Annotated in this window: 21 protein-coding genes; 10 read left to right on the plus strand and 11 right to left on the minus strand. The window is 60.1% G+C overall.

Annotated features, from left to right (window positions below; translation table 11 throughout):
* The 7 genes from ACVWYZ_RS05670 to ACVWYZ_RS05700 all read left to right on the plus strand — a co-directional run.
* On the plus strand, positions 1-691 hold a 691-nt coding region (locus tag ACVWYZ_RS05670; protein WP_457466466.1), incomplete at its 5' end, for an RNA-guided endonuclease InsQ/TnpB family protein.
* Positions 692-847: 156 nt separating this feature from the next.
* The gene (locus ACVWYZ_RS05675) at positions 848-1,933 is read left to right on the plus strand and encodes a hypothetical protein (RefSeq protein ID WP_457466467.1); all 1,086 of its coding nucleotides are present in this window, start codon (positions 848-850) and stop codon (positions 1,931-1,933) included.
* Positions 1,930-6,501, plus strand: coding sequence for a DUF559 domain-containing protein (locus ACVWYZ_RS05680; protein WP_457466468.1), 4,572 nt, complete (start codon positions 1,930-1,932; stop codon positions 6,499-6,501). The genes ACVWYZ_RS05675 and ACVWYZ_RS05680 overlap by 4 nt, the downstream gene beginning before the upstream one ends.
* A 43-nt stretch (positions 6,502-6,544) precedes the next feature.
* On the plus strand, positions 6,545-6,748 hold the full coding sequence (locus ACVWYZ_RS05685) for a type II toxin-antitoxin system VapB family antitoxin (protein WP_011433302.1): 204 nt from the start codon (positions 6,545-6,547) through the stop codon (positions 6,746-6,748).
* Between the two features lie 2 nt (positions 6,749-6,750).
* Complete coding sequence (vapC, locus tag ACVWYZ_RS05690) at positions 6,751-7,146, plus strand: type II toxin-antitoxin system VapC family toxin (RefSeq protein ID WP_011433301.1); 396 nt, start codon at positions 6,751-6,753, stop codon at positions 7,144-7,146.
* Positions 7,147-7,414: 268 nt separating this feature from the next.
* Positions 7,415-7,567: a hypothetical protein gene (locus tag ACVWYZ_RS05695; RefSeq protein WP_457466469.1), complete on the plus strand. Its 153-nt coding sequence runs from the start codon at positions 7,415-7,417 to the stop codon at positions 7,565-7,567.
* Positions 7,568-7,606: 39 nt separating this feature from the next.
* Entirely contained in the window at positions 7,607-12,472 is a 4,866-nt protein-coding gene (locus ACVWYZ_RS05700; RefSeq protein WP_457466470.1) for a DEAD/DEAH box helicase, read from the plus strand.
* A gap of 8 nt (positions 12,473-12,480) precedes the next feature.
* On the opposite strand, the gene ACVWYZ_RS05705 is transcribed toward ACVWYZ_RS05700, so the two are convergent.
* The 4 genes from ACVWYZ_RS05705 to ACVWYZ_RS05720 all read right to left on the minus strand — a co-directional run bounded on the left by ACVWYZ_RS05705 (position 12,481) and on the right by ACVWYZ_RS05720 (position 15,993).
* Complete coding sequence (locus tag ACVWYZ_RS05705; protein WP_457466471.1) at positions 12,481-13,296, minus strand: ABC transporter permease; 816 nt, start codon at positions 13,294-13,296, stop codon at positions 12,481-12,483.
* 82 nt (positions 13,297-13,378) lie between these two features.
* Complete coding sequence (locus ACVWYZ_RS05710; protein WP_457466472.1) at positions 13,379-14,257, minus strand: phytoene synthase; 879 nt, start codon at positions 14,255-14,257, stop codon at positions 13,379-13,381.
* A gap of 156 nt (positions 14,258-14,413) precedes the next feature.
* Positions 14,414-15,832 (minus strand): 15-cis-phytoene desaturase, encoded by a 1,419-nt coding sequence (gene pds / locus ACVWYZ_RS05715; protein WP_457466473.1) that lies wholly within the window; start codon positions 15,830-15,832, stop codon positions 14,414-14,416.
* 29 nt (positions 15,833-15,861) lie between these two features.
* Positions 15,862-15,993 carry a hypothetical protein gene (locus ACVWYZ_RS05720; protein ID WP_414400357.1) on the minus strand — a complete coding sequence of 44 codons (132 nt, stop codon included), beginning with the start codon at positions 15,991-15,993 and terminating at the stop codon, positions 15,862-15,864.
* A gap of 48 nt (positions 15,994-16,041) precedes the next feature.
* Between ACVWYZ_RS05720 and ACVWYZ_RS05725 the strand changes: the two genes are divergently transcribed.
* Positions 16,042-17,280 carry a phosphoglycerate kinase gene (locus ACVWYZ_RS05725; RefSeq protein ID WP_457466474.1) on the plus strand — a complete coding sequence of 413 codons (1,239 nt, stop codon included), beginning with the start codon at positions 16,042-16,044 and terminating at the stop codon, positions 17,278-17,280.
* 123 nt (positions 17,281-17,403) lie between these two features.
* Here ACVWYZ_RS05725 and ACVWYZ_RS05730 read toward each other — a convergent pair whose 3' ends face one another.
* The 3 genes from ACVWYZ_RS05730 to ACVWYZ_RS05740 form a co-directional block, all read right to left on the minus strand.
* Positions 17,404-17,754, minus strand: a complete 351-nt coding sequence (locus ACVWYZ_RS05730) for a DUF1257 domain-containing protein (RefSeq protein WP_414355711.1) — start codon at positions 17,752-17,754, stop codon at positions 17,404-17,406.
* 124 nt (positions 17,755-17,878) lie between these two features.
* Positions 17,879-19,390: a stress-responsive protein Ycf46 gene (ycf46, locus tag ACVWYZ_RS05735; protein ID WP_011433294.1), complete on the minus strand. Its 1,512-nt coding sequence runs from the start codon at positions 19,388-19,390 to the stop codon at positions 17,879-17,881.
* A 198-nt stretch (positions 19,391-19,588) separates the two neighbouring features.
* Positions 19,589-19,960, minus strand: a complete 372-nt coding sequence (locus tag ACVWYZ_RS05740; RefSeq protein ID WP_041436554.1) for a hypothetical protein — start codon at positions 19,958-19,960, stop codon at positions 19,589-19,591.
* Between the two features lie 178 nt (positions 19,961-20,138).
* Here ACVWYZ_RS05740 and ACVWYZ_RS05745 point away from each other — a divergent pair, with 178 nt between their 5' ends.
* Complete coding sequence (locus ACVWYZ_RS05745) at positions 20,139-20,345, plus strand: hypothetical protein (RefSeq protein WP_041436551.1); 207 nt, start codon at positions 20,139-20,141, stop codon at positions 20,343-20,345.
* 21 nt (positions 20,346-20,366) lie between these two features.
* Here ACVWYZ_RS05745 and ACVWYZ_RS05750 read toward each other — a convergent pair whose 3' ends face one another.
* Positions 20,367-22,235, minus strand: coding sequence for an ABC transporter ATP-binding protein (locus tag ACVWYZ_RS05750; RefSeq protein WP_457466475.1), 1,869 nt, complete (start codon positions 22,233-22,235; stop codon positions 20,367-20,369).
* A 230-nt stretch (positions 22,236-22,465) separates the two neighbouring features.
* Between ACVWYZ_RS05750 and ACVWYZ_RS05755 the strand changes: the two genes are divergently transcribed.
* Positions 22,466-23,275: a hypothetical protein gene (locus tag ACVWYZ_RS05755; protein WP_457466476.1), complete on the plus strand. Its 810-nt coding sequence runs from the start codon at positions 22,466-22,468 to the stop codon at positions 23,273-23,275.
* Here the strand turns inward: ACVWYZ_RS05755 and argB are convergent.
* The 3 genes from argB to ACVWYZ_RS05770 form a co-directional block, all read right to left on the minus strand.
* A complete protein-coding gene (gene argB, locus ACVWYZ_RS05760) occupies positions 23,272-24,210 on the minus strand; it encodes an acetylglutamate kinase (protein ID WP_457466477.1) in 939 nt (312 codons plus the stop codon). The genes ACVWYZ_RS05755 and argB overlap by 4 nt on opposite strands.
* Before the next feature lie 154 nt (positions 24,211-24,364).
* A complete protein-coding gene (locus ACVWYZ_RS05765; protein ID WP_414373669.1) occupies positions 24,365-25,246 on the minus strand; it encodes a M56 family metallopeptidase in 882 nt (293 codons plus the stop codon).
* Positions 25,243-25,677: a BlaI/MecI/CopY family transcriptional regulator gene (locus tag ACVWYZ_RS05770; protein ID WP_457466478.1), complete on the minus strand. Its 435-nt coding sequence runs from the start codon at positions 25,675-25,677 to the stop codon at positions 25,243-25,245. Before ACVWYZ_RS05770 ends, ACVWYZ_RS05765 begins: the two co-directional genes overlap by 4 nt.
* Positions 25,678-25,710: the final 33 nt, after the last annotated feature.

Genomic DNA, 25,710 nt, shown 5'->3' on the forward strand with positions numbered 1-25,710 from the left:
TGCGGTTGAGTTGGACACTCCCCCAACTGGCAAAACTCCAAAGGTAATCGGAGTTGACTTGGGCAGGCGGGATATAGCCACCGCTAGTAACGGGCGTTCTTGGAGTGGAAAACACATCCAGGCCGTCCGTGACCGGTTCAGCCGTGTACGCGCCAAGGTTCAATCCAAACGCACGAGGTCGTCTAGAAGACTGCTTCGTAGGCTTTCTGGGAGGGAACGGCGCTACCAGACATGGCTGAACCACAACATCAGCAGAACCTTGGTCAGGGATGCCCAGGCCATTGGTGCAGCACTGGCTTTTGAGGACTTGACAGGCATCCGAGAGTGCTTGAATCAGAAACCTCGGAGTAAAACTGAACGCCGTAGAGCCAATAGCTGGGCGTTCTACCAGCTCAGGATGTTTGTGGCCTACAAGGCTGCCATTGCTGGAGTGCCTGTGGTACTGGTTCCGCCCGCCTATACCAGTCAGACCTGTCATAACTGCCTGCACATCCACCCTGAGCAGGGCAAGTCCTACCGAAGCGGCAAGTCGTTCAAGTGTGGACATTGTGGCTGGGAAGGGGATGCTGACTATAACGCTGCTCAGGTAATCTCTCTCCTTGGGGCGACTGTAAACTCGCCTGAAATTCCGAAACTTAGCTGCCCTCTGGGGCCGCTAGGGATTGGGATAAAGCCCGCACCCTGCGCATAGCGCGGGTGCCGGGTAGTTTACTACGACCTGCCGTGGAATCCCAATCGGCTGGAGCAGCGGGAGGGCCGAGTAGATCGCTACGGCCAAAAGGCCGGGCGGGTCAGGGTCATTCGGTTTTTTGGGCGCGACAACCCCATAGACGGCGTGGTGCTTGAGGTGCTGCTCAACAAAGCGCGGGAGATCCACCGCGCCTTGGGCACCCATGTGCCTGTGCCGGAAGCCAGCGAGAGCGTCACGCAGGCCGTTCTTGAAGCCCTCTTCCTGCGCAGGGGACGCTGGTCTGCCGAACGCCAGCTTGTGCTCGACCTTGGCGTGCCAGAAGTGGAAGAGTTTCATCGGCAGTGGCAACAGTACGCCGAGCGCGAGCAGATCAATCGCACCCGGTTTGCCCAGCGGGCGCTCAAGCCCGAAGAAGTGCAGCGGGAAGTTGAGGCCACAGATGCTGTGCTAGGGGATCCCACGGCTGTGCGCGAATTCCTCCTGGCGGCAGCAGAGCGCATTGGTCTGCCTGTTTCCCCGGACAACCGACCGGGTGTCTTTCGGGCGAGCATCACTCCAGAGGCGACCAGAACCCTGCCTGAACTGGTCAAGTTGGCCCTGCCCTCCCCCAAGGACGGTCGGTGGCTCATCAGCTTCGACTCGCCCACGCCTGAAGGGGCGGAATACATTGGCCGAAACCACCGCTTCGTAGCCACGTTGGCCCGCTACCTCTTCGAGGCAGCCTTGAACGATCCCAGCCCCAATAGCAGGGTGGTCTCCCGCTGCGGCGTCCTGCGCACCCGTGCCGTAACCAAACTCACGACCATCCTGCTGCTGCGTATACGCTACCTGGTCGAGCAACCTGCTGCCCGATCCCTTTTATCGGAAGAAGTCCTGGTGCTTGCCTATGTTGGCCTGGGAGGCAGCAATCCCCAGTGGCTGGAGACCGGCGATGCCTTGCGGCTGCTGGCAGAAGCCCAGCCGGATGACAATCCCCCTCTGGCCGAGAAGCAGGAGCTAATCCGACGGGTGCTCAGCAACCTTGGAGACTGGCACAGGGATCCCCCTGAAGCCTGGGGCACAGGGCACTTGCTGCAACAAGCCATCCGGGATCGAATTGTCCGCCGCGCGGACGAACTGACTGCTGCTCACAAACGCGTCCGTCAGGCGGTGGCACTGCAGGTGCGGGGGCTGGCGGTCAAGCCGCAATTTCCTCCCGATCTTCTGGGACTCCTTGTCTTGCAACCTGTGGTGTCGCGATGAGCCAGTTCCCTGCCGTACGCCTTGAAGGGGGGCTTTTGGGCCCCGATACGCTGGAAAAGCTCCTTGCCGGCGAGCTTACTGGGCAGAAGCCGAAAGACTTTGGGCTGGACAACCGGCGCAGCCTGACGGATGAGATTGCCGGCGTCTTTGCCGAGGCCCGCGCCCAGTGGGAGATCTTCCGGCGTCGCCTAGAGCGCCTGCCGGAGAGCGACTTGGCCACCTCGGTTACTCGCGATGTCTGGTTGATCCCGTTTCTGAGCCTGCTGGGGTACGAGCTGCGCTACAACGCGCGCGCCTACGAAATAGACGGTGCCACGTTTGCCATTTCGCATCGCGCCGGAGAGGCGGAGGATGCACCGCCAGTCCACATTGTCGGGGTTCGGCAGGAGCTGGGGCGTCTGGCTCCCAGCGGTCGACCAAGACTTGCGCCCCATTCGCTGGTGCAGGAGTACCTCAACCGCAGCGATCACCTCTGGGGCATTGTGAGCAACGGCCTGAGGCTGCGCCTTTTGCGAGATTGCACCTTCGTGCGTCGCCAAGCCTACGCCGAGTTTGACCTGCAGCAAATCCTGGAGGAGCAGCGCTTTAACGACTTTGCCATCCTCTACCGGCTGCTGCACCGCAGTCGGCTGCCGCACAGGGCTGAAGATGCCCCAACCTGCCTGCTGGAGCAGTACTACCGGGACGCCTTGGAACAGGGGGGGCGGGTACGGGATCGGCTGCGGGATGGTGTGGAGCAATGTCTGAAGCGCTTGGCCAACGGCTTTCTGGAGCGCTCCAACAACACTGACCTGCGGAGGCGGATCGACCCGAAAGCCGGCAGCTCAGAGCCTCTCACCCCAGAGGAGTTCTATCGGCAACTGTTGCGCTTGGTCTATCGCTTTCTGTTTTTGCTGGTCTCGGAGGAGCGGGGGCTGATTAGCGACAATCCTCTCTACCGGGATCACTACAGCGTGACGCGGTTGCGGCGGCTTTTGGATCGGCAGAGTGCCTATACCGAACACGAGGATCTTTGGTGCAGCTTGCGGGTGCTGTGGAGGGTGTTCTCGAAGGAAGAGCTGGCCAACCTGTTGAAGGTCTCTCCTCTTAACGGCGAGCTTTTTGCTCCCCTCGATCTAGATACCTACAGCCTCAGCAATCGGGCTCTGCTGGAGGCCTTTTGGCATCTATCCTACTATCGGGAAGATGCTTCCGCCTCACCTCGGCGCGTGAACTATGCGGCGCTGGATGTGGAGGAACTGGGCTCGGTCTATGAAAGCCTGCTCGAATACCACCCTCAGATTGACACCTCGGGAAGGATCCCCCGCTTTGAGTTGGCCTTCGGGTCAGAGCGCAAGAGCACCGGCTCCTACTACACCCCGCCGGAGCTGGTGGCAGAACTCATCCGCTCGGCGCTGGAACCGGTTCTAGCAGAGCGGCTGGCCAAAGCCAAGCCAATGGCGGATGCCGAACAGGCCCTGCTCTCCCTCCGCGTCCTTGACCCCGCCTGCGGATCGGGACACTTTCTGCTGGCTGCTGCCCGACGGTTGGGCAAAGAGCTGGCCAAAATCCGCACCGGGGAAGAGGAGCCTGCCCCCGAGTGCGTCCGCGAGGCCATCCGCGACGTGGTGAGCCACTGCATCTATGGCGTAGACAAAAACCCCTTGGCAGTGGAACTCTGCCGTGTGGCCCTCTGGCTGGAGGCCCACTGTGCCGGCAAGCCTCTAACCTTTTTGGATCACCACATCAAGTGCGGCGACTCGCTGGTGGGGGTGGTGGATCTCAAGGTTTTGGAAAGGGGCATCCCCCATGAAGCCTTCGATCCTGCAAGCGCCGACTCTAGGGAGGCTGCCCGCTCTCTGAAGAGGCGAAATCGCACAGAGTGCCAAAATTTGCAGACGGGGCAGCTTTCCCTTCCTCTTGGCACTGAGCAGGTGGTGGCCGAGCTTAGCCAAGAGCGACAGAAGCTAGAGGCCATTCAAGACGATTCCCCGGCAGATGTGCGCCGCAAACAGGAGCTCTATGGCCGCTACTGCCAAAACCAGGAACATCAAAGGCTGGTGGAAGCTTGCAACCTGTGGACGGCAGCCTTTTTCCAGCTCCTGACCTCTGACTTCTCCAGAGCCATTACCACCAAGGTGGTGGTTGATCGGCTGGAGAATAGAAACCACCCCCAGGCCCTCGCCACCGCCGCAGCCCTAGCCTTAGAGCATCGCTTTTTCCACTGGCCGCTGGAGTTGCCCGAAATCTTTGAGCGGGGCGGTTTCGACGTTATCCTGGGCAACCCGCCCTGGGAGCGCATCAAATTGCAGGAAGAAGAGTTCTTCGCCGTCCGCGACCCGCAAATTGCCCGCGCTGCCAACGCCGCTGCCCGCAAACGGCTGATCGCTGCCCTGCCGCAGACCAACCCCGCCCTCTGGCACGACTACCAGCGTGCCCTGCACGGCGCCGAAAGCACCAGCCGCTTTTTACGGGGCAGTGGTCAATATCCCCTCACCGGCCGCGGCGACATCAACACCTATTCCGTCTTTGCCGAGCGCGTGCGTAGCCTGCTCAATATCCGGGGGCGGGCGGGCATCATCGTCCCCACCGGCATCGCCACCGACGCGACCAACCAGTTCTTCTTCGCCGATCTGGCAGGCAAGGGACAACTGGCCAGTCTGTTCGATTTTGAGAACCGCCAGCGACTCTTTCCGGCAGTGGATAGCCGCATGAAGTTCTGCCTCCTCACCCTGGCAGGATCGTGGCAACCGACGCCAGCCGGCGTGCGCGAAGCAGCGCCGATGGTCTTCGCCTTCTTTGCCACCCATGCCGATCACCTGCGCGACCCGCGTCGCGTTTTCACCCTCACAGCGGACGACATTGCCCGCATCAACCCCAACACCCGCACCCTGCCGGTCTTCCGTACCCGGCAAGATGCCGACCTGACCCGCGCCATCTATCAGCGCGTGCCGGTACTGGTGAACGAACGCACGGGTGAAAACCCTTGGGACGTGCGCTTCATGGCGATGTTCCACATGTCCAACGACTCGCACCTCTTCCGCACCCGTGCAGAGCTGGAAAAGCAAGGTTACCGGCTGGTGGGGAATGTGTTTGTGCCCTCACCCCCTAGCCCCCTCTCCCACGCTGCGGGAGAGGGGGGAAGGATCGCAGCCCCCGACCTCTCTTCTCGCGCTGCGGGAGAAGGAGGGTACGAATTACCCAAGGCCAGCCAGGAACTGATTGCCAGGGCGCGGCAGTTGCGTCGCGAGGCGACGACCGCCGAAAGCCTGCTCTGGGAATTGTTGCGTGACCGTCGGCTGCTAGGCCGAAAATTCCGACGTCAACATCCGATTGGACAATTCATCGCCGACTTCTTCTGTGACGATGCCCGCCTGATCATTGAGATAGATGGCGCCGTGCACCGTGAACCCACTCAGCAGGAACGCGACCGTTTGCGGGAGGAAATCCTGCGCGAACATGGCTTTGCCATGCTGCGCTTTACCAATGACCAGATACTCGACCGCACAGAACAAGTCCTCCAAGAGATTGCTGCCTATGTCACTGCCCATTCCTACGAGCATCCTTCTCCCCTCTCCCAAAGCCTGGGGAGAGGGGCCGGGGGTGAGGGCCGCTACCTCCCCCTCTACGAAGCCAAGATGATCTGGCACTATGACCACCGCTACGGCACCTATGAGGGCGTGCGCGACCGCTCCAGCACCCAACTGCCCACGCTTGATGAGCACCAGCACGCCGACCCGCACTTTGTTGTCCAGCCCTGGTACTGGGTGCCCGCCGAAGAAGTGCAAGCCCGCCTGGGCGACTGGCGGCGCGGCTGGCTGCTGGGCTTCCGGGATGTGGCACGTTCTACGGATGAGCGCACTGCCATCTTCAGCCTGCTGCCCAGAGTTGGGGTAGGACATACGATGCCCATAGTCCTTACGGGTGAGATTTCGGCTATTCATCTCTCGTGTTTTCTAGCCAATCTAAATGTCCTGATTTTTGATTGGGCATTGCGCCAGAAAATTGGTGGGACGCATCTTACTTTCTTCATCCTCCGCCAACTCCCTGTCCTGCCGCCGAGCGCCTACCGCGCCGAAGACCTGCGCTTCATCGTCCCGCGCGTGCTGGAGCTGGTCTACACCTCCTGGGACATGAAACCCTTCGCCGACGACGTATGGCGAGAGGCAGACGAAGGATTGCGGGCTGTGATTAGACCTCACCCCCCGACCCCCTTGCCCGCAGCACTGGGTGAGGGCTTCCCCTTCCCGCCGTTCACCTGGAACGAGGAACGCTGCGCCATCCTCCGCGCTGAACTGGATGCGTACTACGCCCGGCTCTACGGCCTGACGCGCAAGCAACTGCGCTACATCCTCGACCCGGCAGACCTCACCGAACGCGAACTGGAAGACATACTCGACCCGCGGGAAGAGGTGGCAGACCCGCTCGACCCGGCTGGCTACGCTACCCGCGCTGCTGCTAGCACCTTCCCCGGCGAAACCTTTCGCGTGCTGAAGGAGAAGGAGATACGTCAATACGGCGAATACCGCACCCGGCGGCTGGTACTGGAGGCGTGGGAGAAGCTGGCGCAGCACTCAATAAAAGCTTAGAATACACATAGATCTGCATTTCTATACACACAAGTGGCTCCTCATGCGCACCAACATCGTCCTGGATGACGACCTGATCGAGCGTGCCCGCCAGGTAACCGGCCTCAAGACCAAGCGCGAGGTGATTCACGAAGCGCTGCGTGTCCTGATTCGCCTACACGAGCAAGCTGAGATCCGCAACTTACGCGGCAAGTTGAAATGGGAGGGCAATTTGCAGCAGCAACGCCTGTCGTGCCTGCAGGACTGAGGATGATCCTGGTGGACAGCACCATCTGGATTGATTACTTCAACGGCATTTCATCGCTTCACACCGACTATCTGGATTGGGCCCTGGATCAAACTCTTATCCTGGTGGGCGACCTGATTTTGGCAGAAGTCTTGCAGGGCTTTCGCAAAGATGCCGATTTCGAGCAGGCTCGCTGTGCTCTGGTGAAATTGCATCAGGTGCAAATGGTTAACCCCTCCCTGGCGGTGAAAAGTGCGCAGAACTTTCGCTTGTTGCGTCGCAAAGGCGTGACGGTGCGCAAAACAATAGACAGTTTGATTGCCACTTGGTGCATTGAGAACAATGTTCCGCTCCTCCACCACGACAGCGACTTCGATGGCTACGAGGCGCATCTAGGATTGCGGGTTATTCGTCCATGAGGCAGAGGTGGCCTTCTGCAGACCAGTTTTCTCTTGACATACCCCCTGCCTAAAGGCAAGGGATTCTGGTTCCTGCATTCGGAGAACGCTGCAGCCGTCGGCGGGTACTGGAGGTGTGGGGGAAGCTGGCGCATTGCCGATCCCACTTCGGAGATATCTTTTTGCCGTTCAGCGGGCCGTAGATCTTGGTGGGTGCGGTTTCAAACACCACTTGCGGCATCTTCAAGCTAGGCTTGAGCTAACCAAGCGGGCCTTAAGGGCAGATTCGATGTCCACCATCTTTGATCTCCACGCCACTGTTCTGGACGACTATCGCGATTTTGTCCGCTCCTTTTTTCTCATTGCCGACCCACGGGCACAGGCGTTTGTAGACCAAGCTCTGGAAGAAGGGATCCACCTCTGGCCAGAACCCCTCCTCTAGCTCAGCCCTAGTTATGTATCTGGTCCAACCGTTGACGAGTTGGCCGAGGCGGGGCGCATTGCCCAAGAAACAGCCCGCATTTTCCGCTTTGAGGATGGCAGACCCTTTCGCCTCTACCGCCACCAGGAGGAAGCTGTTGCCAAGGCCCTAGCAGGCAAGAGTTTTGTCGTTACCAGCGGCACCGGCTCTGGCAAAAGCCTTTGCTACTTCTTGCCCATCATTGACAACTGGATTCGCCAGGGGGGATCCCGTCATCAGGTGGTGGCCATTGTGGTCTACCCCATGAATGCCTTGGTGAACTCTCAATACCAGTCTTTGCAAGCCCTGTGCGAGCGGTACGAGCGCAACTACCATCGCCCTTTTCCGGTGCGCTTTGCCAGATACACCGGGGAAACTTCGGAAAACGAACGAGACCAGCTACGGCGGGATCCACCTCAAATTCTGCTCACCAACTATGTGATGGCAGAACTCCTCCTGGTTCGTCCTGAAGATCAGCGGTTTTTGAATCCCGAGATGGGAGGGCTGCGCTTTCTGGTCTTTGACGAGCTGCACACCTACCGGGGTCGGCAAGGGGCGGATGTGGCCATGCTGGTTCGCCGCCTAAAAGGACGCTGTGGGGCCAAGAACTTGGTGCATATTGGCACCAGCGCCACCATGATCTCCCGACCAGAAGCCGACGCCCAGGAGCGCCGCCAGACTGTAGCCGCCTTTGCCAGCCGCTTTTTCGGCCATCCCTTTGGGCCGGAGCACGTCATTGAGGAAACCCTGGCCCCCCTCACCGAGGGCGGCCCACCCACGGTGGCAGAGCTGAAGAGCGCCCTGGACTTGCCTTGGCCTACAAACCAGGCCGATCTGCGCCGCCATCCCCTGATGCGCTGGCTAGAGTATGAGCTGGGCCTGGAGCAAAGTCCCGATGGCAGCTTCAGGCGCCGCGTGCCCAGGGAGCTTTCCAAGGTAGCCGCCCAACTGGCCGAGGTGGCCGCCAGGGATCCCGCAACCTGCGCCAAATCCCTGCGCCAGTTTCTGGCCCATGCCAGCAGCCTCAAAGAGGGCAGCACTTGGGGAGTCGCCTTCAAGCTGCACCAGTTTATCTCCCAGGGCCGCACCCTGTACGCCACCTTGGAGAGCCGGGAAAAGCGGCAATTTTCCCTGGAAGGGCAAATGCAAGCTGGGGAAGGGAAGCTGTTTTTCCCCGTCAAGTTCTGCCGCCAGTGCGGGCACGACTATTACCATGTCTTGAAGGCAAGGGGGCAGTTTTTGCCCTATCCCATCGGAGAAGAGATGGAGGAGGCTGAAGACCAGCAAGCCGGCTACCTGAGCCTGGATCCCGTTGAAAACGAGTGGTCGCCAGAGCAGATCCCTGAAGATTGGTACACCCCTGAGGGCAGGCTCAAGCCCAACTGGAAAAGCCGCGTCCCCCAAGCAGTCTGGGTGCGCCCCGACGGATCCTTTTCCGAGCAACCCCAGGCGGAGGCCCAGAAGATGTGGTGGCAGCCCCAGCCTTTTTCCCTCTGCTTGGCCTGCGGCGAGTACTACACCGCCCGCGAGCGGGAGTTTGTCAAGCTGGCTTCCCTCTCCAGCGAAGGCCGCTCCAGCGCCACCACCACCCTTGCCACCTCTCTGTTGCGCCATACGGCCCAGACGCAAGCGGCTCGCGACAAGCTTCTGACTTTTACTGACAATCGCCAAGATGCCTCGCTACAAGCCGGCCACTTCAACGACTTTGTCCATGTGGCCCTCCTGCGGGCCTCGCTGTATGCCGCCCTGCAGCAGAAAAAAGAGTTGGGCTTCGCTGAAGTGGCCCGAGAAGTAGTGCGGGCCTCAGGTCTTAGCCTTGCTGACATTGCCCAGAACCCCTCCTTGGATCCCCAGTCTTCCCTTGCTCAGGACGTTTGGCAGACCTTTACAGACCTGACAGAATACCGTCTCTACGAAGATCTGCGGCGCGGCTGGCGGGTTACCCACCCCAACCTGGAACAGGTGGGCTTGTTGAAAATCGAATACCGCAGCCTCAGGGAGCTTTGCCAAGGCTCGGCCCTGGCCCCTCTCCACCCCTGGTTTGTCCAGGCCGAGGTTGAGGAGCGGGAACGCCTGCTGCGGGCTGTTTTGGATCAGTTTCGGCGCAAATTGGCCATCGATGTGCGCCTGCTCAAAGCCGAGTCCCAGAGAACGCTGCGCCGACGGGCCGAGCAACACCTCAACGAGTTTTGGGGCCTAGAAGAGTACGACGAGCTGCGGACGGCCACCCGCTTTGTCCGCCAAAGCTGCGACGGAAAGGACATAACAACTTTCAGCCTGGGCCCCCGCAGCGCCCTCGGACGCTTTCTTGCCAAGCGCCTTGGGCTAACCCGGGAAACCTACGATGAGCTTTTGGGATCCCTGCTTTCTCTCCTAGTTAGCTACGACCTGCTGCGGCGCCACTCGGAGAATAGCCAGGAAGCCTACCAGCTCAACGCTGGCTGTCTGCGCTGGTGCCTGGGCGATGGCTCGCCGCCGCCAGATCCTCTGTATTCCCGCCGGGCCGAGCAGAGCGGCTACTCCTCTGCCCGCCGCCCCGTTAATCTCTTTTTCCAGCGCCTCTACCAGGCCGGGGCAGCAGGGCTGGGATCCCTGGAGGCCAGAGAGCACACGGCTCAGGTGGTTCGGCCAGGAGAGCGGGAGCAGCGAGAAAGGCGCTTTCGCGGGGAGGATCAAGCTCGACGCCTTCCCTATTTGGTGTGCTCGCCAACCCTGGAGTTGGGGGTCGATATTGCCGATTTGGATCTGGTACATCTGCGCAACGTCCCTCCAACGCCGGCCAACTACGCCCAGCGCAGTGGACGCGCAGGCCGCCAGGGGCAGCCGGGACTCATCATCACCTATTGCGGGGCTTTCAATAGCCACGACCAGTACTACTTCCGCCGCCGCCCCGAGATGGTGGCCGGTCGCGTGCGCCCTCCCCGCCTGGATCTAGCCAACGAATCGCTGCTGCGCGCTCACATCCACGCCGTTTGGTTGGCTCAGGTGCGCCTGCCCCTAGGCAATTCCATTGAAACCGTCATCGACGCGGATCGGGAAGAGCTGCCCCTCAGGGAGACAGTGGCCCAGCAAATCCAACTTGAGGAGTCTGCCCGCCAACAAGTGAAGGAGCAGGTGCAGAAGCTGCTGGCCGCCGATCGCCAACTCCTAGATAAAAGCGGCTGGTTTAGCGAGCGCTGGCTTCAGCAGGTCATTGAAGAGGCACCCCAGGCTTTTGACCGAGCTTTCGATCGCTGGCGAGAGCTCTATCGGGCTGCCACGCAGCAGTTGGAAGCCGCTAACCGCCAGCTCCAGACGACTCGCCAAAAGAAAGACCAACAGGAAGCCGAGCGCCGCCAGCAAGAAGCCCTGCGCCAGCGCAACTTGCTGCTGCAGATTGGAACCCAGCGGGAGGAAAGCGACTTCTATCCCTACCGCTATTTGGCTAGCGAAGGCTTCTTGCCCGGCTACAACTTCCCTGCCTTGCCGGTGCGGGCCTGGGTGCCCCGCGGCAGCGAGGGCGAGTTCATCGCCCGGCCTCGCTTTTTGGCTATCCGCGAGTTTGCTCCCCACAACTTCCTCTACCATGAGGGCTGCCAGTGGGAAGCAGTGGCGTTTCAGGCTCCGCCCGGCGGCCTGGAGGAGCGCAAAAGTAGCCACAAGCTCTGTTTTAGCTGTGGGGCCTTTGCCGATCCCCACCTGGATTGCTGCCCCGTCTGCGGCACCCAGTTCGATGGGCAAAACAGCCTCTTTACCCAGCTTCTGGAAATGCCCAATGTGCGCATGCGGCGGCGGGATCGCATCACAGCTGACGAAGAGGAGCGGCGGCGGCAAGGCTACGAGCTGCAGACCTTCTTCCAGTTTGCTCCCGAAAGCTCTGGCTACCGCGTCCAAGAAGCTGATGTGCTGAGCGGACAAACTCCCCTGCTGCAGTTGCGCTATGCCCCGGCGGCCACCCTGCTACGCATCAACCACGGCTGGCGGGGAAGTGGAGGGCGCGGCTTTTTGGTCAACTTTGAAAATGGGGAAGTTCCCTCGCGAGCTCAGCTTGAGCGGAACAGGGCAGGCTCGTCCAACCCAGTCCCCCTGCAGTCCATTCGCCTGGCGGTGCGCAGTACCCAAAACCTGTTGCTGGTGCGCCTGGTTCAGCCAGGGGTGGAGAATCCGCAGGCCCTGGAGACTACCCTGCGCTATGCCCTCAAGCGAGGGATCGAAGAGACCTTTGAGCTAGAAGAGACAGAGCTGGCCGCCGAGTGCATCGGCCAGGGATCCCATCAGGCCATGCTCTTCTACGAAACAGCAGAAGGGGGCGCTGGCGTCCTGCGGCGCCTGGTGGAAGAGCCCCAGGCTCTAGCGGAAGTGGCCCAAGTGGCGCTGGAGATCTGTCACTTCCAGCTTTCAGAGGCCGGGATCCAAGACCTGTGGCCCGAATGCCGAGCAGCCTGCTACGAATGCCTGCTCAGCTATGCCAACCAACGGGAAGCGCTGCAGCTTGACCGCTATCAGATCCGGGATCTTTTGGGCCTGCTGGCCAACAGCCGCACCGAGCTGCGCTCCCTGGGTCGCTCCCGCCAAGAGCACCTGGAGTGGCTGCGCCAGCTCCTGGACCCTCGCTCTGAACTGGAGCGCAGGTTTCTCGAGGCGCTGGCAGAAGGAGGGTATCGATTGCCTGACGATGCCCAGAAGTCCATCAGTGAGCCCCGCTGTGTTGTCGATTTCTTCTATGACCCCAATATCTGCGTCTTTTGTGATGGCGCAGTCCACGATGAGCCAACTCGAGCCGAGCAGGATCGCCAACTGCGGGCTCAGCTCCTAGAAGGCGGCTACCGCGTGATTGTCCTGCGCTACGACCAGAATCTTCAGGAGCAACTGGCTCGCTATCCAGAAGTGTTTGGCCAGGGGAACTGAGAAAACCCTCAGTCCTGCTGGTGGGAAAATTGATAAGCGCCCACAAAGGCCAAGATCACCGCCAAGCTGCCCAAAACCCCAACCGTGTACCAGGGAAACTGGGAGAGGAGCTGATAGGCAGCCGCCCGCATGCCGATGCTGGCGTAGGAGAGGGGCAGGCAGTAGACCAGCACCTGCAGGTAGGTTGGCAACTGGGCGGGATCGAAAAAGGTGGCCCCTAGGAAAGACATGGGCGTAATCAAAAAGTTGGTGAGCACTCCCACACTCTCCAGGCTGGGCACCTTCAACCCGGCAATCACTCCAATGCCGGCAAAAACGGCACAATTGAGCAGCAGAATCAACAGCGATAGAGGGTGGAGAAGGCCCCAAGCGCCGGTGCCCAGCACCCCCACCGCCAAGACGCCCAGGGCTGTCAGCAGGCCGCGGGCAATGCCCGCCAGTACCTTGCCCAGATGCAAAGACAAGGGGTGCACCGGCAACAGCAGCAGTTCTTCAAAGCTTTTGGTGAAGAGCCGGGATCCACAGATGGAGAAGGTGGTGCCGGCAAAGCTGATGGTCATGGCGGAAAGGGCCACCATCCCCGGCAAAATAAAGCGCAGGTAGGAGCCTGCCGCCGTGGATCCGGCCACCTCGGCCAAAGCTTCGGCCCGCAGGGATCCCCCCAAGCCCACCCCAAAGGCGACAATGTAGATGAGGGGGGCCACCAGACCTGAGGCCACCACCTGCCAAACTCGCCCCCGCAGATCCAGCCAGTCCCGCCAGAAGATGGTTAAACTGTCTTCCCAAATTTGCTGATAGGGTAGGGTCAGGGCACGGTTCACCATACGTTTTCCTCGCCGTTCACGGGTTTTGGGCTTGCCGTCTTGTGTCCGATTTTCTGCCACCACTCCGGTTGGGCACCGTTGGCTAATAGCCGTAGTAGTTGGAACGCCACCAAGCCACCGGCAGCGCCAACGCCTTGCTTAGGGTGGATACGTAGGCGCGAGTGCGAAAAACCTGGTAGTGGTTGCGCTCGATGGCGTTGAGGATCTGCCGGTAGAGCATCAGAGAAGCGGCCACCGGCCAGCGGGAGTCGGGTTGCAGGGTGGGGATCCCCCGTTCGGCCTGGGCGTAGAGCTGTCTGGCCCGTTGGATCTCGTAGTCCATTAGAGCCATCCAGCGCTCGTCGATAACATAGTCAAACAAATCCCGCTCAGAGTAGTTGAAGCGGCGCAGATCTTCGAGGGGGATGTAGATCCGTCCGCGGCGGGCATCTTCCCCCACATCCCGCAAAATGTTGGTGAGCTGCATGGCGATCCCCAAGGCCACCGCCTCTTCGCGGCCATCCCGGCCCGGCACAAATCCCATGATCTCCGAGCACATCAGGCCCACCACCCCGGCCACGCGGTAGCAGTAGACGCGCAGATCTTCCCAGGTGGCGTAGCGCCGCGTATCCAAGTCCATGCTCTGCCCCAGCAACATCTCGCGAAACGGCTCGATGGAAAGGCGGTAGGTGCGGATGGTGTGGATCAAAGCGAGGTCCGTGGGGACTTGCGGCTCGCCTCCCTGGAAGAGCGACTCCAGATGGGATCCCCACTGCTCCAACTTGCTGCGGGTGACCTCCACCTCTGCCTGGCTGGCCTCTAGCCCATCCAACAACTCGTCCGTTTGCCGCAGCCAAGCGTAGATGGCCCAGATGGCCCGCCGTTTGGGTCGGGGCAAGAGCAGGGATCCCAAGTAAAATGTCTTGGCGTGCTTGGCCGTAATCTGGCGACAGAGGGCAAAAGATTGCTCAAGCGGACTCATCTGGCTATCTCCAGGAGCACAGGGCCAGGATAGAGAAGGAAGAGGAACGGCGAGGGCACATATCAACACTACGGGAAAGCGGACGCCGCGGATAGCCTAGAAGAGGTTGTGGGGAAAAGAAAGATTCAAAAGGCATAGGAGGCGGACGGCGGAGAGCTAGACCCCCGCAGCTGCCAGAGTTGAGGCCGAGACAGAAGCGCGTTGAAACGGGATCCCTTGGTTGATGGCTTCAGCCGCCCATTTGCCGGAGAGAATCGCTCCCTCCATGCTGCCCAGGAAGGGCTGTAGGGTGTAGCTGCCCGCCAAGAAGAAGTTGGGAATAGGGGTAACTTGAGTGGGGCGATACTGCTGTCTGCCAGGGGTAGCCTTGTAGACCGAGCGCGGCGTTTTCACCACCACCCACTTGCGCACGCGGGCGGGGTTGGGGCCGGTAAGGTGCTGGGGAAAGAGTTTTTTCAACTCCTCCAGCGTGGCGGCAAAGATCTCCTCATCGCCGCGATCAATCCACTCGGCAGCCGGAGCCAGCACCAGCTCCAACATGGACCGCTCCGGATCGGCATAGGCCCGGCAGGTGTTGCTCATGTCGGCATACACGCTCAATAGCGGCGAGCGGGAAAACAAGGAGTGATCGATGTGAGTGATCTTGCGGTCAAACCAGATCTGCAGGCTAATTACTGGCACCCCCTCCAGTTCACGCAGCTTTTGGAAAAAGGGGATCCCCCACCACTGCGCCGGCAACAGCTCCTTGAGGGCATCCACCGAAAGGGCCGAGACATAGGCATCGGCAGTCACCTCCACCGGCCCAGAGGGGGTGGCCAAGCGAAACCCGGCCACGCTGCCGTCAGGGTTGAGACGAATGTCCTGCAACGCCGCGTTTAGATGAACCTCCCCCCCACGGGCCACAATGTAGTCCACCATCGGCTGACACAACCGCTCTGGGGGAGCGCCGTCTAGGTAGGCAATTTTGGAGCCATCCTTCTGCTGCAAAAAGCGGTTCAAGGCCGTCAGGGGCACCATCGCCGAGATCTCATCCGGGTTGATGAAAGCCAGGGCTTTGGAAACGGCGATGAAAATATCGGTGTTGACCCGCTCATCGATGCCCTGTCGCCGCAGCCATTCCAAGAGGCTGTAACGATCCATCTGCTCTACATAGCGCTGGCCGCGAATCATGGCCGGCACCAGCCCCAGGGCAAACTTCACCTTTTCCCCCCAGGTGAGCATGTCGTTGTTGCGCAAGATGCCGACAATGGCATTGAAGGGGGCGGGAATATCCGGCAGGTCGAAGCGGGAGTAGGTGCCCGGCTTGTCCGGCTGGTTGAAGATCAAGCTGTGCTGTTTCCACTGCAGGCGGTCGGAAATGCCCAGCTCCGCGAACAGTTGCAAGGTGTTGGGGTAGGCGCCGAAAAAGTTGTGGAGTCCCGTCTCGATCCAGTCGCCGTCGGCATCTTTCCAGGCAGCCACCAGGCCACCCAAAACATCCCGCCGCTCGAAGAGGAGCGGTTGATGCCCGGCATCGCAGAGATACTTGGCACAGGCCAGCCCGGCCAGCCCGCCACCAGCAATGGCAACACGCATGAGGGTAACGACAAAGCAACATTTTTATTCTATTTGCAAACCGTTACAATTGCCGGGGCCAAGGGGCAGACGGAAGGCCGACCCAGCAAAAGCAGCGGAACAAGGGGATCCCTGAGCCCATCGGTCTCGCTGCCGGGATCCCAATCGCTGGTAGGATACATACGGAAGAAAAAGTAAAGATTTTCCGCAGTCCGGGGGGAAAGACAACGATGGCCAAACAAACACTGGGATCCCTGCTGTCATCCGGCTTTGATCTGGCCGGCAAGCGTGTGCTGGTGCGAGCCGATTTCAATGTCCCCTTGGACGCCCAGGGCAACATTACCGATGACACCCGCATTCGGGCTGCTCTGCCCACCGTCCAGGCCCTCATCCAAGCGGGCGCCAAAGTGATCCTCGCCAGCCACCTGGGCCGCCCCGTCAAAAAAGACAAAGAGACAGGCGCGGTTAAGATCGCTCGCGAGGGCAATAGCCTAGCCCCCGTGGCCACCCGTCTTTCTCAGTTGCTGGGCCAGCCGGTCGCCTTTGCCCCCGATTGCATTGGCCCCGAGGCCGAGGCAGTGGTGAACGGCCTGACCCACGGGCAGGTGGCCCTGCTGGAAAACGTTCGCTTCTACCCAGAAGAGGAAGACAACGACCCGGAATTTGCCCGCAAGTTGGCCTCACTGGCGGACTTGTTCGTCAACGACGCCTTTGGCAGTGCCCACCGCGCCCACGCCTCTACTGCCGGCGTTACCGCCTATCTCCAGCCTGCTGTGGCTGGCTACCTGGTGGAAAAGGAGCTGCAGTTTCTTTCGGGCGCCATCGAGAATCCGCGGCGCCCCTTGGCGGCCATCATCGGCGGCTCCAAAGTGTCCAGCAAAATCGGCGTCATCGAGAGGCTGCTGGAGAAGGTGGATAAGCTCCTCCTCGGCGGCGGCATGATCTTCACCTTTTACCAAGCCCAGGGCCTCAAGACCGGCAAATCCCTGGTAGAAACCGACAAGCTGGATCTCGCCCGCTCCCTGATGGAGAAAGCCAAAGCGCGAAGGGTGGAGCTGTTGCTGCCGGTGGACGTGGTGGTAGCGGATCGCTTTGACAAAGACGCCAACGCCCAGACGGTTTCCATCCACCAGATCCCCGACGACTGGATGGGTCTGGACATTGGCCCAGAATCGGTAAAAGCTTTTCAGTCCGCCCTGCAGGGGTGCCAAACCGTGGTCTGGAATGGGCCAATGGGCGTGTTCGAATTCGACCGCTTTGCCCTGGGCACAGAAGCCATTGCCCGCACCCTGGCCGATCTCACTCAAGCGGGAGCCACCACCATCATCGGCGGGGGAGACTCGGTGGCTGCCGTGGAAAAAGTGGGCCTGGCCGACAAAATGACCCATATCTCCACCGGTGGCGGAGCCAGCCTGGAGCTATTGGAAGGGAAGGTGCTGCCCGGCATTGCCGCTCTCACAGAAGCGTAGGTTCCTCCTTCGGGTCGCAGCCCCTCCAATCCAAAAACCAAGCCAAAAAGTAGGGGCTGGATTCAGCCCCTCCTAACTTTAGTCGGTGTAGATCGCTGCAGCGATGGCGAGACAGGATCCGGCTTAGTGCATCACCACTTTAACGTTGGCGTTGTTCAAGCCAGGACGCTTCACCTCGGCCAAGGTCTTGTTGACGGCGTACTTCTGGTTGATGGAGTTGATCAACTCGGTCTGGTTGTGCTTCTTGGCCACGCCCCACAAATCGGCAATCAGGTCGTAGGAACCGTCGGGATTCTTCGACCAGCCCAGATCGTAGTCGCCTTCCAACTGAGCCACGATGTCAGCGCGAACACGCTGGCCGTTGTAGCCACGCACGTCGGCGTTCAGCTTAACGGTGTAGCCGAGATCGCGCAGAGAGTTGATCAGGATTTGGCTATCGGTGATCTTGGTACGCAAGGTGCTAAAATGAGACATGGTGTTTCTCTCCTGTGTGTAGGGGTTGGAACATCGACACAAACAATGGGCACTGTTCTTTGGGGAAGGTTTGGGCCCTGCCGTCCCTGCTTCTGTCAAGGTAGCTTTGGATCCTCACCTCCTCCTAGAACTCCAGCCGCTGGTACTCGGCTACAGAGGCCGCTGCAGGCCGAGCCCGCTGCTGGGCCCATTCCCTCAACGCTACCACTTGCTCCGTCATGGTGCGAGATAGCGGTTGAGTTGCTTTCGTTGCTGCCAAAATGTCCAGTTGGGTAAATTCGCGGTTCTGGGCAAACGCTTCGTACATGGCAGCAATCAAAACTTGTTCGATCTCCGCGCCGGAGAAGCCTTCACAGGCTGCGGCCAACTGGCGCAGATCAAAGCGGCTGATGTCGCGCCGCCGCTTCTTCAGGTGGATCCGAAAGATCTCGATGCGCTCGTTGATGTTGGGCAAGTCCACGAAGAAGATTTCGTCAAAACGGCCCTTGCGCAGGAATTCACCCGGCAGACGATCCACACGGTTGGCCGTGGCCATGACAAAAACCGGCGAGCGTTTCTCCTGCATCCAGGTCAGGAAGGAGCCAAAGATGCGGCTAGAGGTGCCCCCGTCGGAATCGCTGGAGCCTGCTGACCCGGCAAAGGCTTTGTCCAGCTCGTCGATGAAAAGGATAGCAGGGGCAAGAGATTCAGCAGTCCGCAGGGCACTACGCAGATTTGCTTCCGATTTGCCCACCATGGAGCCATCATAAACGCGGCCCATGTCCAGACGCAGCAGAGGCAAGCCCCAGAGACGAGCCGTGGTTTTGGCGATCAGCGACTTGCCACAGCCAGGTACGCCCAGGATCAGCATCCCCTTAGGCTGGGGCAGTCCATAGGCGCGAGCTCGCTCGGTAAAAGCTTCAGAGCGTTGCAGCAGCCAGCGCTTCAGCTCTTCCAGACCGCCCACGGCGTCGATGGTCTCGTCCTCTTCGATAAACTCGAGAATGCCGTTGCGCCGGATCAGTTGCTTCTTCTCAGAGAGGATGATGTCTACTTCTGCCTCGGTGAGGCGACCATGCATCACCACGGCCTTGCGGTAGACTTTTTCTGCCTCGTCCTGCGTTAGGCCCAGGGCCGCCTTGAGCAACTTTTCGCGGGTATCAGGAGCCAAAGGCAGGGAGCGCGGGATCTGCTCCAGCTGGCGGTTGAGGGCGCGCTCCAATGTGGCCATGTCCGGCAGGGGGAAGTCCACTACGCAAATGTCTTTCTCCAGCTCGACCGGGATCACCTGCACCGGCGACATGAGCAGGATGGTTTTGTGGGATCCCTTCAGGCTGGCAATAGCATCCCGCAGCCAGCGCTTCACCTCGGTGTTGTCCAAGAAGTCATGTAGGTCTTTGAAGACGCAGATGGCGGGATCCTTTTGCTCCATGACCCACTGGATGGCGGGCTGGGGGGATTGGGTGTTGTGCTGGGTGAGGCTGCGGGGGTTGCCGTATTCGACGATGCCGTGGGTAACTGTCCAAATGAATAGGCGACGCTGAGGCTTAAGGGTGCGGGCAATTGCTGCCAGAGCCGCTTCTGCCCGTTCCTCCTCTGGAGTCAGCAGGTACAGCAGTGGGTATTGAGCTTGAATGAGGATGCTTAGCTCTTGCATGGGAAACACCAACTGCAGAGGGGAAATTTCAGGAGCCGCCAGGACGGTTGAAAAATGGGGTTCGAGTTGTCTAGGTATTGGATTGCACTTGGGAGTACGCCCTTGTTGGATGGATTTTGAGAGGATTTTAGAAGCCTTCTGTGTTGCTGTCTGCTCCTATCAGCTCAAGTTCCTGAAGGGGGCCCGCTTGGGAGCGTTCTAGCAGGGTACCAGAGCATCCTGCCGTTGCTCTTCCGAGCCAGCAGCCGATCCCCAGTATTCTGGCTCCACCTCTTCAAGGATGGCTTCGGCAGCCGATGTCTGGTGCAGGGAAACCACCTCTCCATCGCGGATAACAAATGGGTGACTACACTTGGGACATTGATGGACACGATAGGCGCTACCTTGTACCCCTTCAATGACCTCTGGGTGAAGCAGATAGAAGGTAATGGCCTTCTCTGCCACTGCCGACATCGGCTCCCGCTCCACGGCAGCCCGAATCTTCAGATTCCGGTGCAGCTCAGGTGAGAGATACAGGGTCACCTTCTGCTTGGACTCTGTGCCTTCCACTACCTCTGGCCGATGATTCATGGCTAACCGCTTTCTTTGAATTGCTTGCCAAACTTGGGGACTATCATAGCCAGTCTGCCGGCTTGACGGCAAGTTTTTAACAATCTGTAACAAACAATTTTCTTGATGGCCCTCTGTGGATACCTGCGGCTGGGGGAGTAGGCTAGGTGGAAGACAAGGAGCGGAATGTCCAATCCCTATGGAACGCTTGATCAACACCCTCAGCAAAAATTTCTCTAGCTGGGGCCGCCGTGCCCTGGTGCAGGCCAGCGATGGTTTGGCCAGCTTGAGAGACACTGCCGTGGATAACGGCAATCTGTTACTCTGCAAGGCTCGCATCGCGTTCGCGGATGCCAGCTTCACCACCCTAAAGGCAATTCGGTCTCGCTTTGGCGCCAGTCGCTGACGGTTGGGCAGAAGCACCCTGCTAGCCGCCCAGATCTTGCAGCCGATAGAGGCTGGCATAGAGCCCGCTGAGGGCCATGAGCTCGGCATGGGATCCCTGCTCTTTGAGTTCCCCCCGCTGCAGAACCAAGATGCGATCCACATCGCGGATGGTGGAAAGGCGGTGGGCGATGATCAGGGCGGTGCGATCCCGCAGCAGGGTGTCTAGAGCCGATTGCAGGAGGGCTTCGGTGCCCACATCCAGGCTGGCGGTGGCTTCGTCCAAAACCAAGATTTTGGGATCCCGCCACATGGCCCGCACAAAGCTGATAAGCTGTTTCTGGCCGCTGGAGAGGTTGCTGCCCCGCTCTCGCACAGGGGTGGCGTAGCCTTGGGGCAAATTGCGGAGGAAGTCATGCAGGTTGAGTTGGCGGGCGACCTGCTCCACTGCCGCTAGATCTGCCTTCTCTCCTAGGGTGATGTTTTGCTGGATATCCCCGGAAAACAAAAATCCATCCTGCAGGATTACCCCTAGGTGGCGGTGCAGCTCAGCTTGGGGGAGATCGCGAATATCGACACCGTCAATGCGAATAGATCCCTGGGTTACGTCGTAGAGACGGCAGAGCAAGCGAATGATGGAGCTTTTCCCGGCTCCCGTGGGCCCCACCAGGGCAACTTTCTCTCCGGGGCGGATGGTGAAGGTGAGGTCTTTCAGCACCCACTCCCCGGGGTTGTAGGCAAACCAGACGTGCTCAAACTGCACCTCTCCCTTAGCATCGGGGGGTAGGTGGCGGGGCTGAGCGGGATCCCGGATGGCAACCGGCAGGCTGAGGATGGCGTCGATGCGCTCGACGGCGGTGAACCCCGCCTGTAGGGCCGTAAACTTTTCGGCCAACTGCCGCAGCGGGTTAAAAAACCGTTGTGAAAAGAGAATAAAGGCGTAGAGGCTACCGAAGGTGAGGGGTTCCCTGGGCAGGGGCAGGGATCCCGTCCATCCCCCTCCAAGTGAGCCCCTACCGGCTGACATCACCTGCTGCCCGCCCACCCAGAGCAAAGCCGCCACGGCCAGCCAAGACACCCACTCCAAAACGGCAGAAAGGGCAGAATCATAAAGGATGGTTTGATCCACTTCCCGGATGTAGCGGCGGTTCATGGTTTGAAAAATCTCGCTATTGAGCCGCTCCCGCCGAAACAGTTGCACCACGGTAATGCCCAAGATGTTCTCCTGGATCCAGGAGTTCAGCTTGGAGAGTTCTTCGCGCACGCGAAAGTTGGCATCCCGAAAGCGGCGCTGCAACTCGAGGACAACAGCGCTGATGGGCAGGACGATGAGGATTAGCAGCAAGCCCAGATCCCAGCGTTGGCTGAGCATGACCACCGCGATCACCCCCAGAGTAAACAGGTCGCTGACAATGCCGACGGCACCGGTGGAAAAGACATCCCCCAAGGCTTCCACGTCGCTGGTGATGCGGGTGATCAACTTGCCCACCGGGGTGCGGTCGAAAAACTGAGCCGGCAAGGCCAGAATGTGGGCGAAGAGATCGTCGCGGATGTCGCGGGTCATCAACTGCCCCAGCTTTTGGCTGACATACCCTTCCAGGGCTTGGAAGAGCCAGCGAACCAGTACCGTTAGGATCAACAGCCCCACATAGGGCCAAAGGTCGGAGAGGATCCCGGCCTCACCTCGTTCCAGCGCTCGGGCAATGGGGCCATCCAGAGCCCGCTGTAGGATCAGAGGCTGCACCGCATCCGCCAAGGCCAAAGGGGGCAGAAAGGCCAAGGCCGCCAACACCAGCCTGAGGTGCCGACGGGCATAGGGCCAGAGCAGCCGCAGCAGCCGCCAATCGCTTTCTCGCCGAGGGCGGGGATCCCTACTTAAATCGGTATCGGGGGGAGAGGCGGCAAGGCTCACAGGCTTACACCCGAGAACAACAAAGACAACTCATAGAGAGCACTGATCTACTCTAAGCGCTCTCCCTGAGGGAGAGGGAGTTTGGGATCCGCAAGGGTTTCCTCGCCATTGGGAATGGCTATAGCTGCACCCCTAATGGCTCTGGGACGGACGGAAAACTGGCCGCTTCAGGAGCTTCTGGCCGCTCGGTTCGGGCAGGCTGTAGGCAGCTTGATGAGGAGAAACCGGCAATGTCTTACTCAACCTCTTACTCCGTGTCTTACTCGAAAATCTTTTTCCCAGTTTGGGTGGCGGGGCTGCTGTTGTTGATCGGCGGCGGGATCCTGTTTGGCCTGTTGCGGGCTTTTGGGCTACCTATTGGGGAGCTGGCCGATTGGGCCATTGGGATCGCCAGCTTTTGGTGGCTGGTGGTGATCGTCACCCTTCCCTGGAACCTCTACTTTCAGGCCAAGGCCGTTCAGCAGGAGGCGGTTGTGTCTCAGGAACGAGGGATCCCGGTGGAAGATTCAACCTTGGCTTTCCTACAAAAGCTCAGCCGCTGGTCGTTGCGCATAGCCATTGCCCTGCATGGGCTGTCGGCTCTGGTTTTCTACGGCCTGGCGGCTGGGCAGGTGACCCCCCTCGGCTACCCCAGCGCTGTGGCTGCCCTGTTGTTAACAGCTCTGCGCCCGGCCATCCGGGGCTACGAGTATTTGGCCGACCGCTTGGCCCAGTTGCAAGGGCAAATCCAGATCCCTCGCGAAGATGCCATCGAGTTGGCCGAGCGGATAAAGCAGTTGACACGCCAAGTCGAGCAGTTGCAGGAGCAATGGGATCCCGGCAAACCTGGCTCTTGGGCCCAACAAGAGGAAGAAACCCGGCGCTACCTACGGCAGGAGCTGGCTACGCTCAAGGCCCAACTGGAACAGTTGCGGGCCAGCAACGAGCTAGACCACAGCCAACTGCGCCAAGAGACCCGCCAAGCTGTGACTCAGCTCAGTGTGGATAGCCAATTTCTCGGCCATGTGCGGGAGATCCTGCGCTTCATCAAGGAAGCCTAGCGGGATCCGTTGTTCAGCCCTTCCAACTGGGCGGCAAATTGAGAAGGAACCAGCTTGGTGCCCACGCCGGCATCGGTCAGCAGCTCCAGCAATAGGGAATGAGGGGATCCCCCATCCAGAATGTGGGCCGCCCGCACCCCTTGTGCCAGGGCGCGAATGCAACACTGCACCTTAGGGATCATGCCGCCCCTGACCACACCTGTTTGGATAAGCTGGCGGGCCATCTCGATGTCCAGCAGGGTAATCAGGGAGCTGGGATCCTGGGGATCCCGGAGAATGCCAGGGGTGTCGGTGAGCAAAATCAGCTTTTCTGCCCCCAGAGAGGCCGCCAGTTCTCCCGCCACCGTATCGGCGTTGATGTTGTAGGCTTGGCCCGTCTCATCGGCAGCCACACTGGAGATCACCGGAATCTGTCCACCTTCCAACAGGGTTTGCAGCAACTGGGGGTTGATGCTGCTCACTTCCCCAACAAAGCCAATCTCCGCCCGGCCCTGGGATCGCGCTTTGATCAAGTTGCCATCCCGCCCGCACAGCCCCACCGCCGATCCGCCGGCCAAGCTGATGAGCTGGACGATCTGCTTATTAACCTTGCCCACCAACACCATCTCCACCACTTCCATGGTGGCGGCATCGGTAACCCGCAAGCCATCCACAAACTTGAAGGGAATGTCCAGTTTTTGTAGCCAACTGTTGATCTCCGGCCCCCCCCCATGCACCAACACCGGGCGGATCCCCACACAGGCCAGAAAGACGATGTCTCGGAGCACCTCGGCCCGTCGCTCTTGGTGCACCATGGCTGCGCCGCCATATTTGATGACAATAACGCGGCCCTGGTACTGCTGAATGTAGGGTAAAGCCTCGATGAGGATCTGCGCCCGCGTAAGGGGATCACACGCCGACCCGGTCGCCTCAGAAAGGGAAGAGTTGGTTTGCACTGCTGTAAGTCCCTAGAAGTCCAGAAAACCTGACCTAGAGTATCCCATTCTGCTTGCAAAGCAGATCTCAGGCTTTGGGCGTCAACTGGTGGTTTTTTTTCAAGCTCGCTTCCCCAACCCAAGGACAATTTGGTTGAGGAATCGCCGTCAATCTTCAGGTATGGAACGGGATCGCCAGCAAAGGCAATAGGGACAACCCCAACCAGGCCCAACCCCGAATGGAAGAAGAATGGGGTAGGGGATCGACGGGCCCTGACTCTGCCTGCTGCAGCAGGGCATCGATACGCTCCTGCAGCCGTTGCCCTGAGTCTGAACTCACGGCCATTGCAAAGCCAACCCAGGCCGCCGCCGGTTGCTCCACCACGCCATAGCCCACCACCTGCAGCAGGGCCTCTCCCAACAGCAAGGGATCCACCCGTTGGGCCGCCCAGCGATCCGCCCGCAGCTCCCGTAGGGTGAGCAATTCCTGCCAGAGGGCCTCGGTGTTGGGCAGCCAGCCGGTGAGGCGTCGCAGCCAGCCCACTCCAAACATCCAGAGGGTATCGCGGTAGTGGCGATGGGCCTCTTCGTGGGCGATTACAGCCCGCAAGTGCTCATCATCCAACTGCTCCAGCAGGCCGCGGCTGACCACCAACTGGGCATTCCACACCCCCACTTGGGCAGCAAAAGGGATCTCCAAATCCAGCACATAGGCCGGAGAGCCATGCAAATCCACATGGGCTAAAGCTTGCAGATGGGCACGTCGATAGGAGCGCCAGTATTCCCAAATCCAGTGCAAGGCCACGCCGCCGGCCACGGCCAGCAACAGCAGAGCACAGCCGTAGCAGAACCAGCCCCCCACCCCGGCCATTTGTCCCCACGGCCCCATCCAGGCCAAGGCCAAAGCAGTGGTCAGCAACAGCAGCGGGGGCAGCAAGAAGTGGATCCAAGCCCGCTGCCAACGTCGGCCCCATCCCCCACTCCTGTCCAGGCGCACCTGGGCTCGCCACAGGCAACTGAGGCCCAAGCCCAGCAATAACATGCCCAAGTGGCTCATCGCGGATCCCTCCTGGCTTGACGGGCCGCCCGCAGCCGTTCGGCAATCGCCCGCAACTGGGACACGCTGGCCTGATCCAGGCTATCGGCAAAGGCTGCCACCGTATCGGGATCCCCCACGGCCAAAAATTGCTGCAGGTGGGTGAAGGCCCTGAGGCTGGCCGCTTCCTGACGAGAAAGACGAGGCCGCCACAGCATCGGCAAATGCCGCCCTTGGGGATCGGTGCGGCGCTCACAGCTCACCCAGCCCTTCTGGCTCAAGCGCTGCAAAACTGTAGTCACAGAGGCATAGGCCAGCTCCCGATCCGGATCGGCCAAGATGCGCTCGTGGATTTGACGGGTGCTGGCGCTGCCCAGATCCCAGAGGATCTCCAAGATTTCCGATTCCAGAGGGCCCAGCGATAGTTGCTTGGGGCGATGCTTCGGCAACATAACCTTTTCCGGTGTAGGAACTTTTATCTAGAC

The organism is Thermostichus sp. MS-CIW-37 (genome assembly GCF_054060065.1).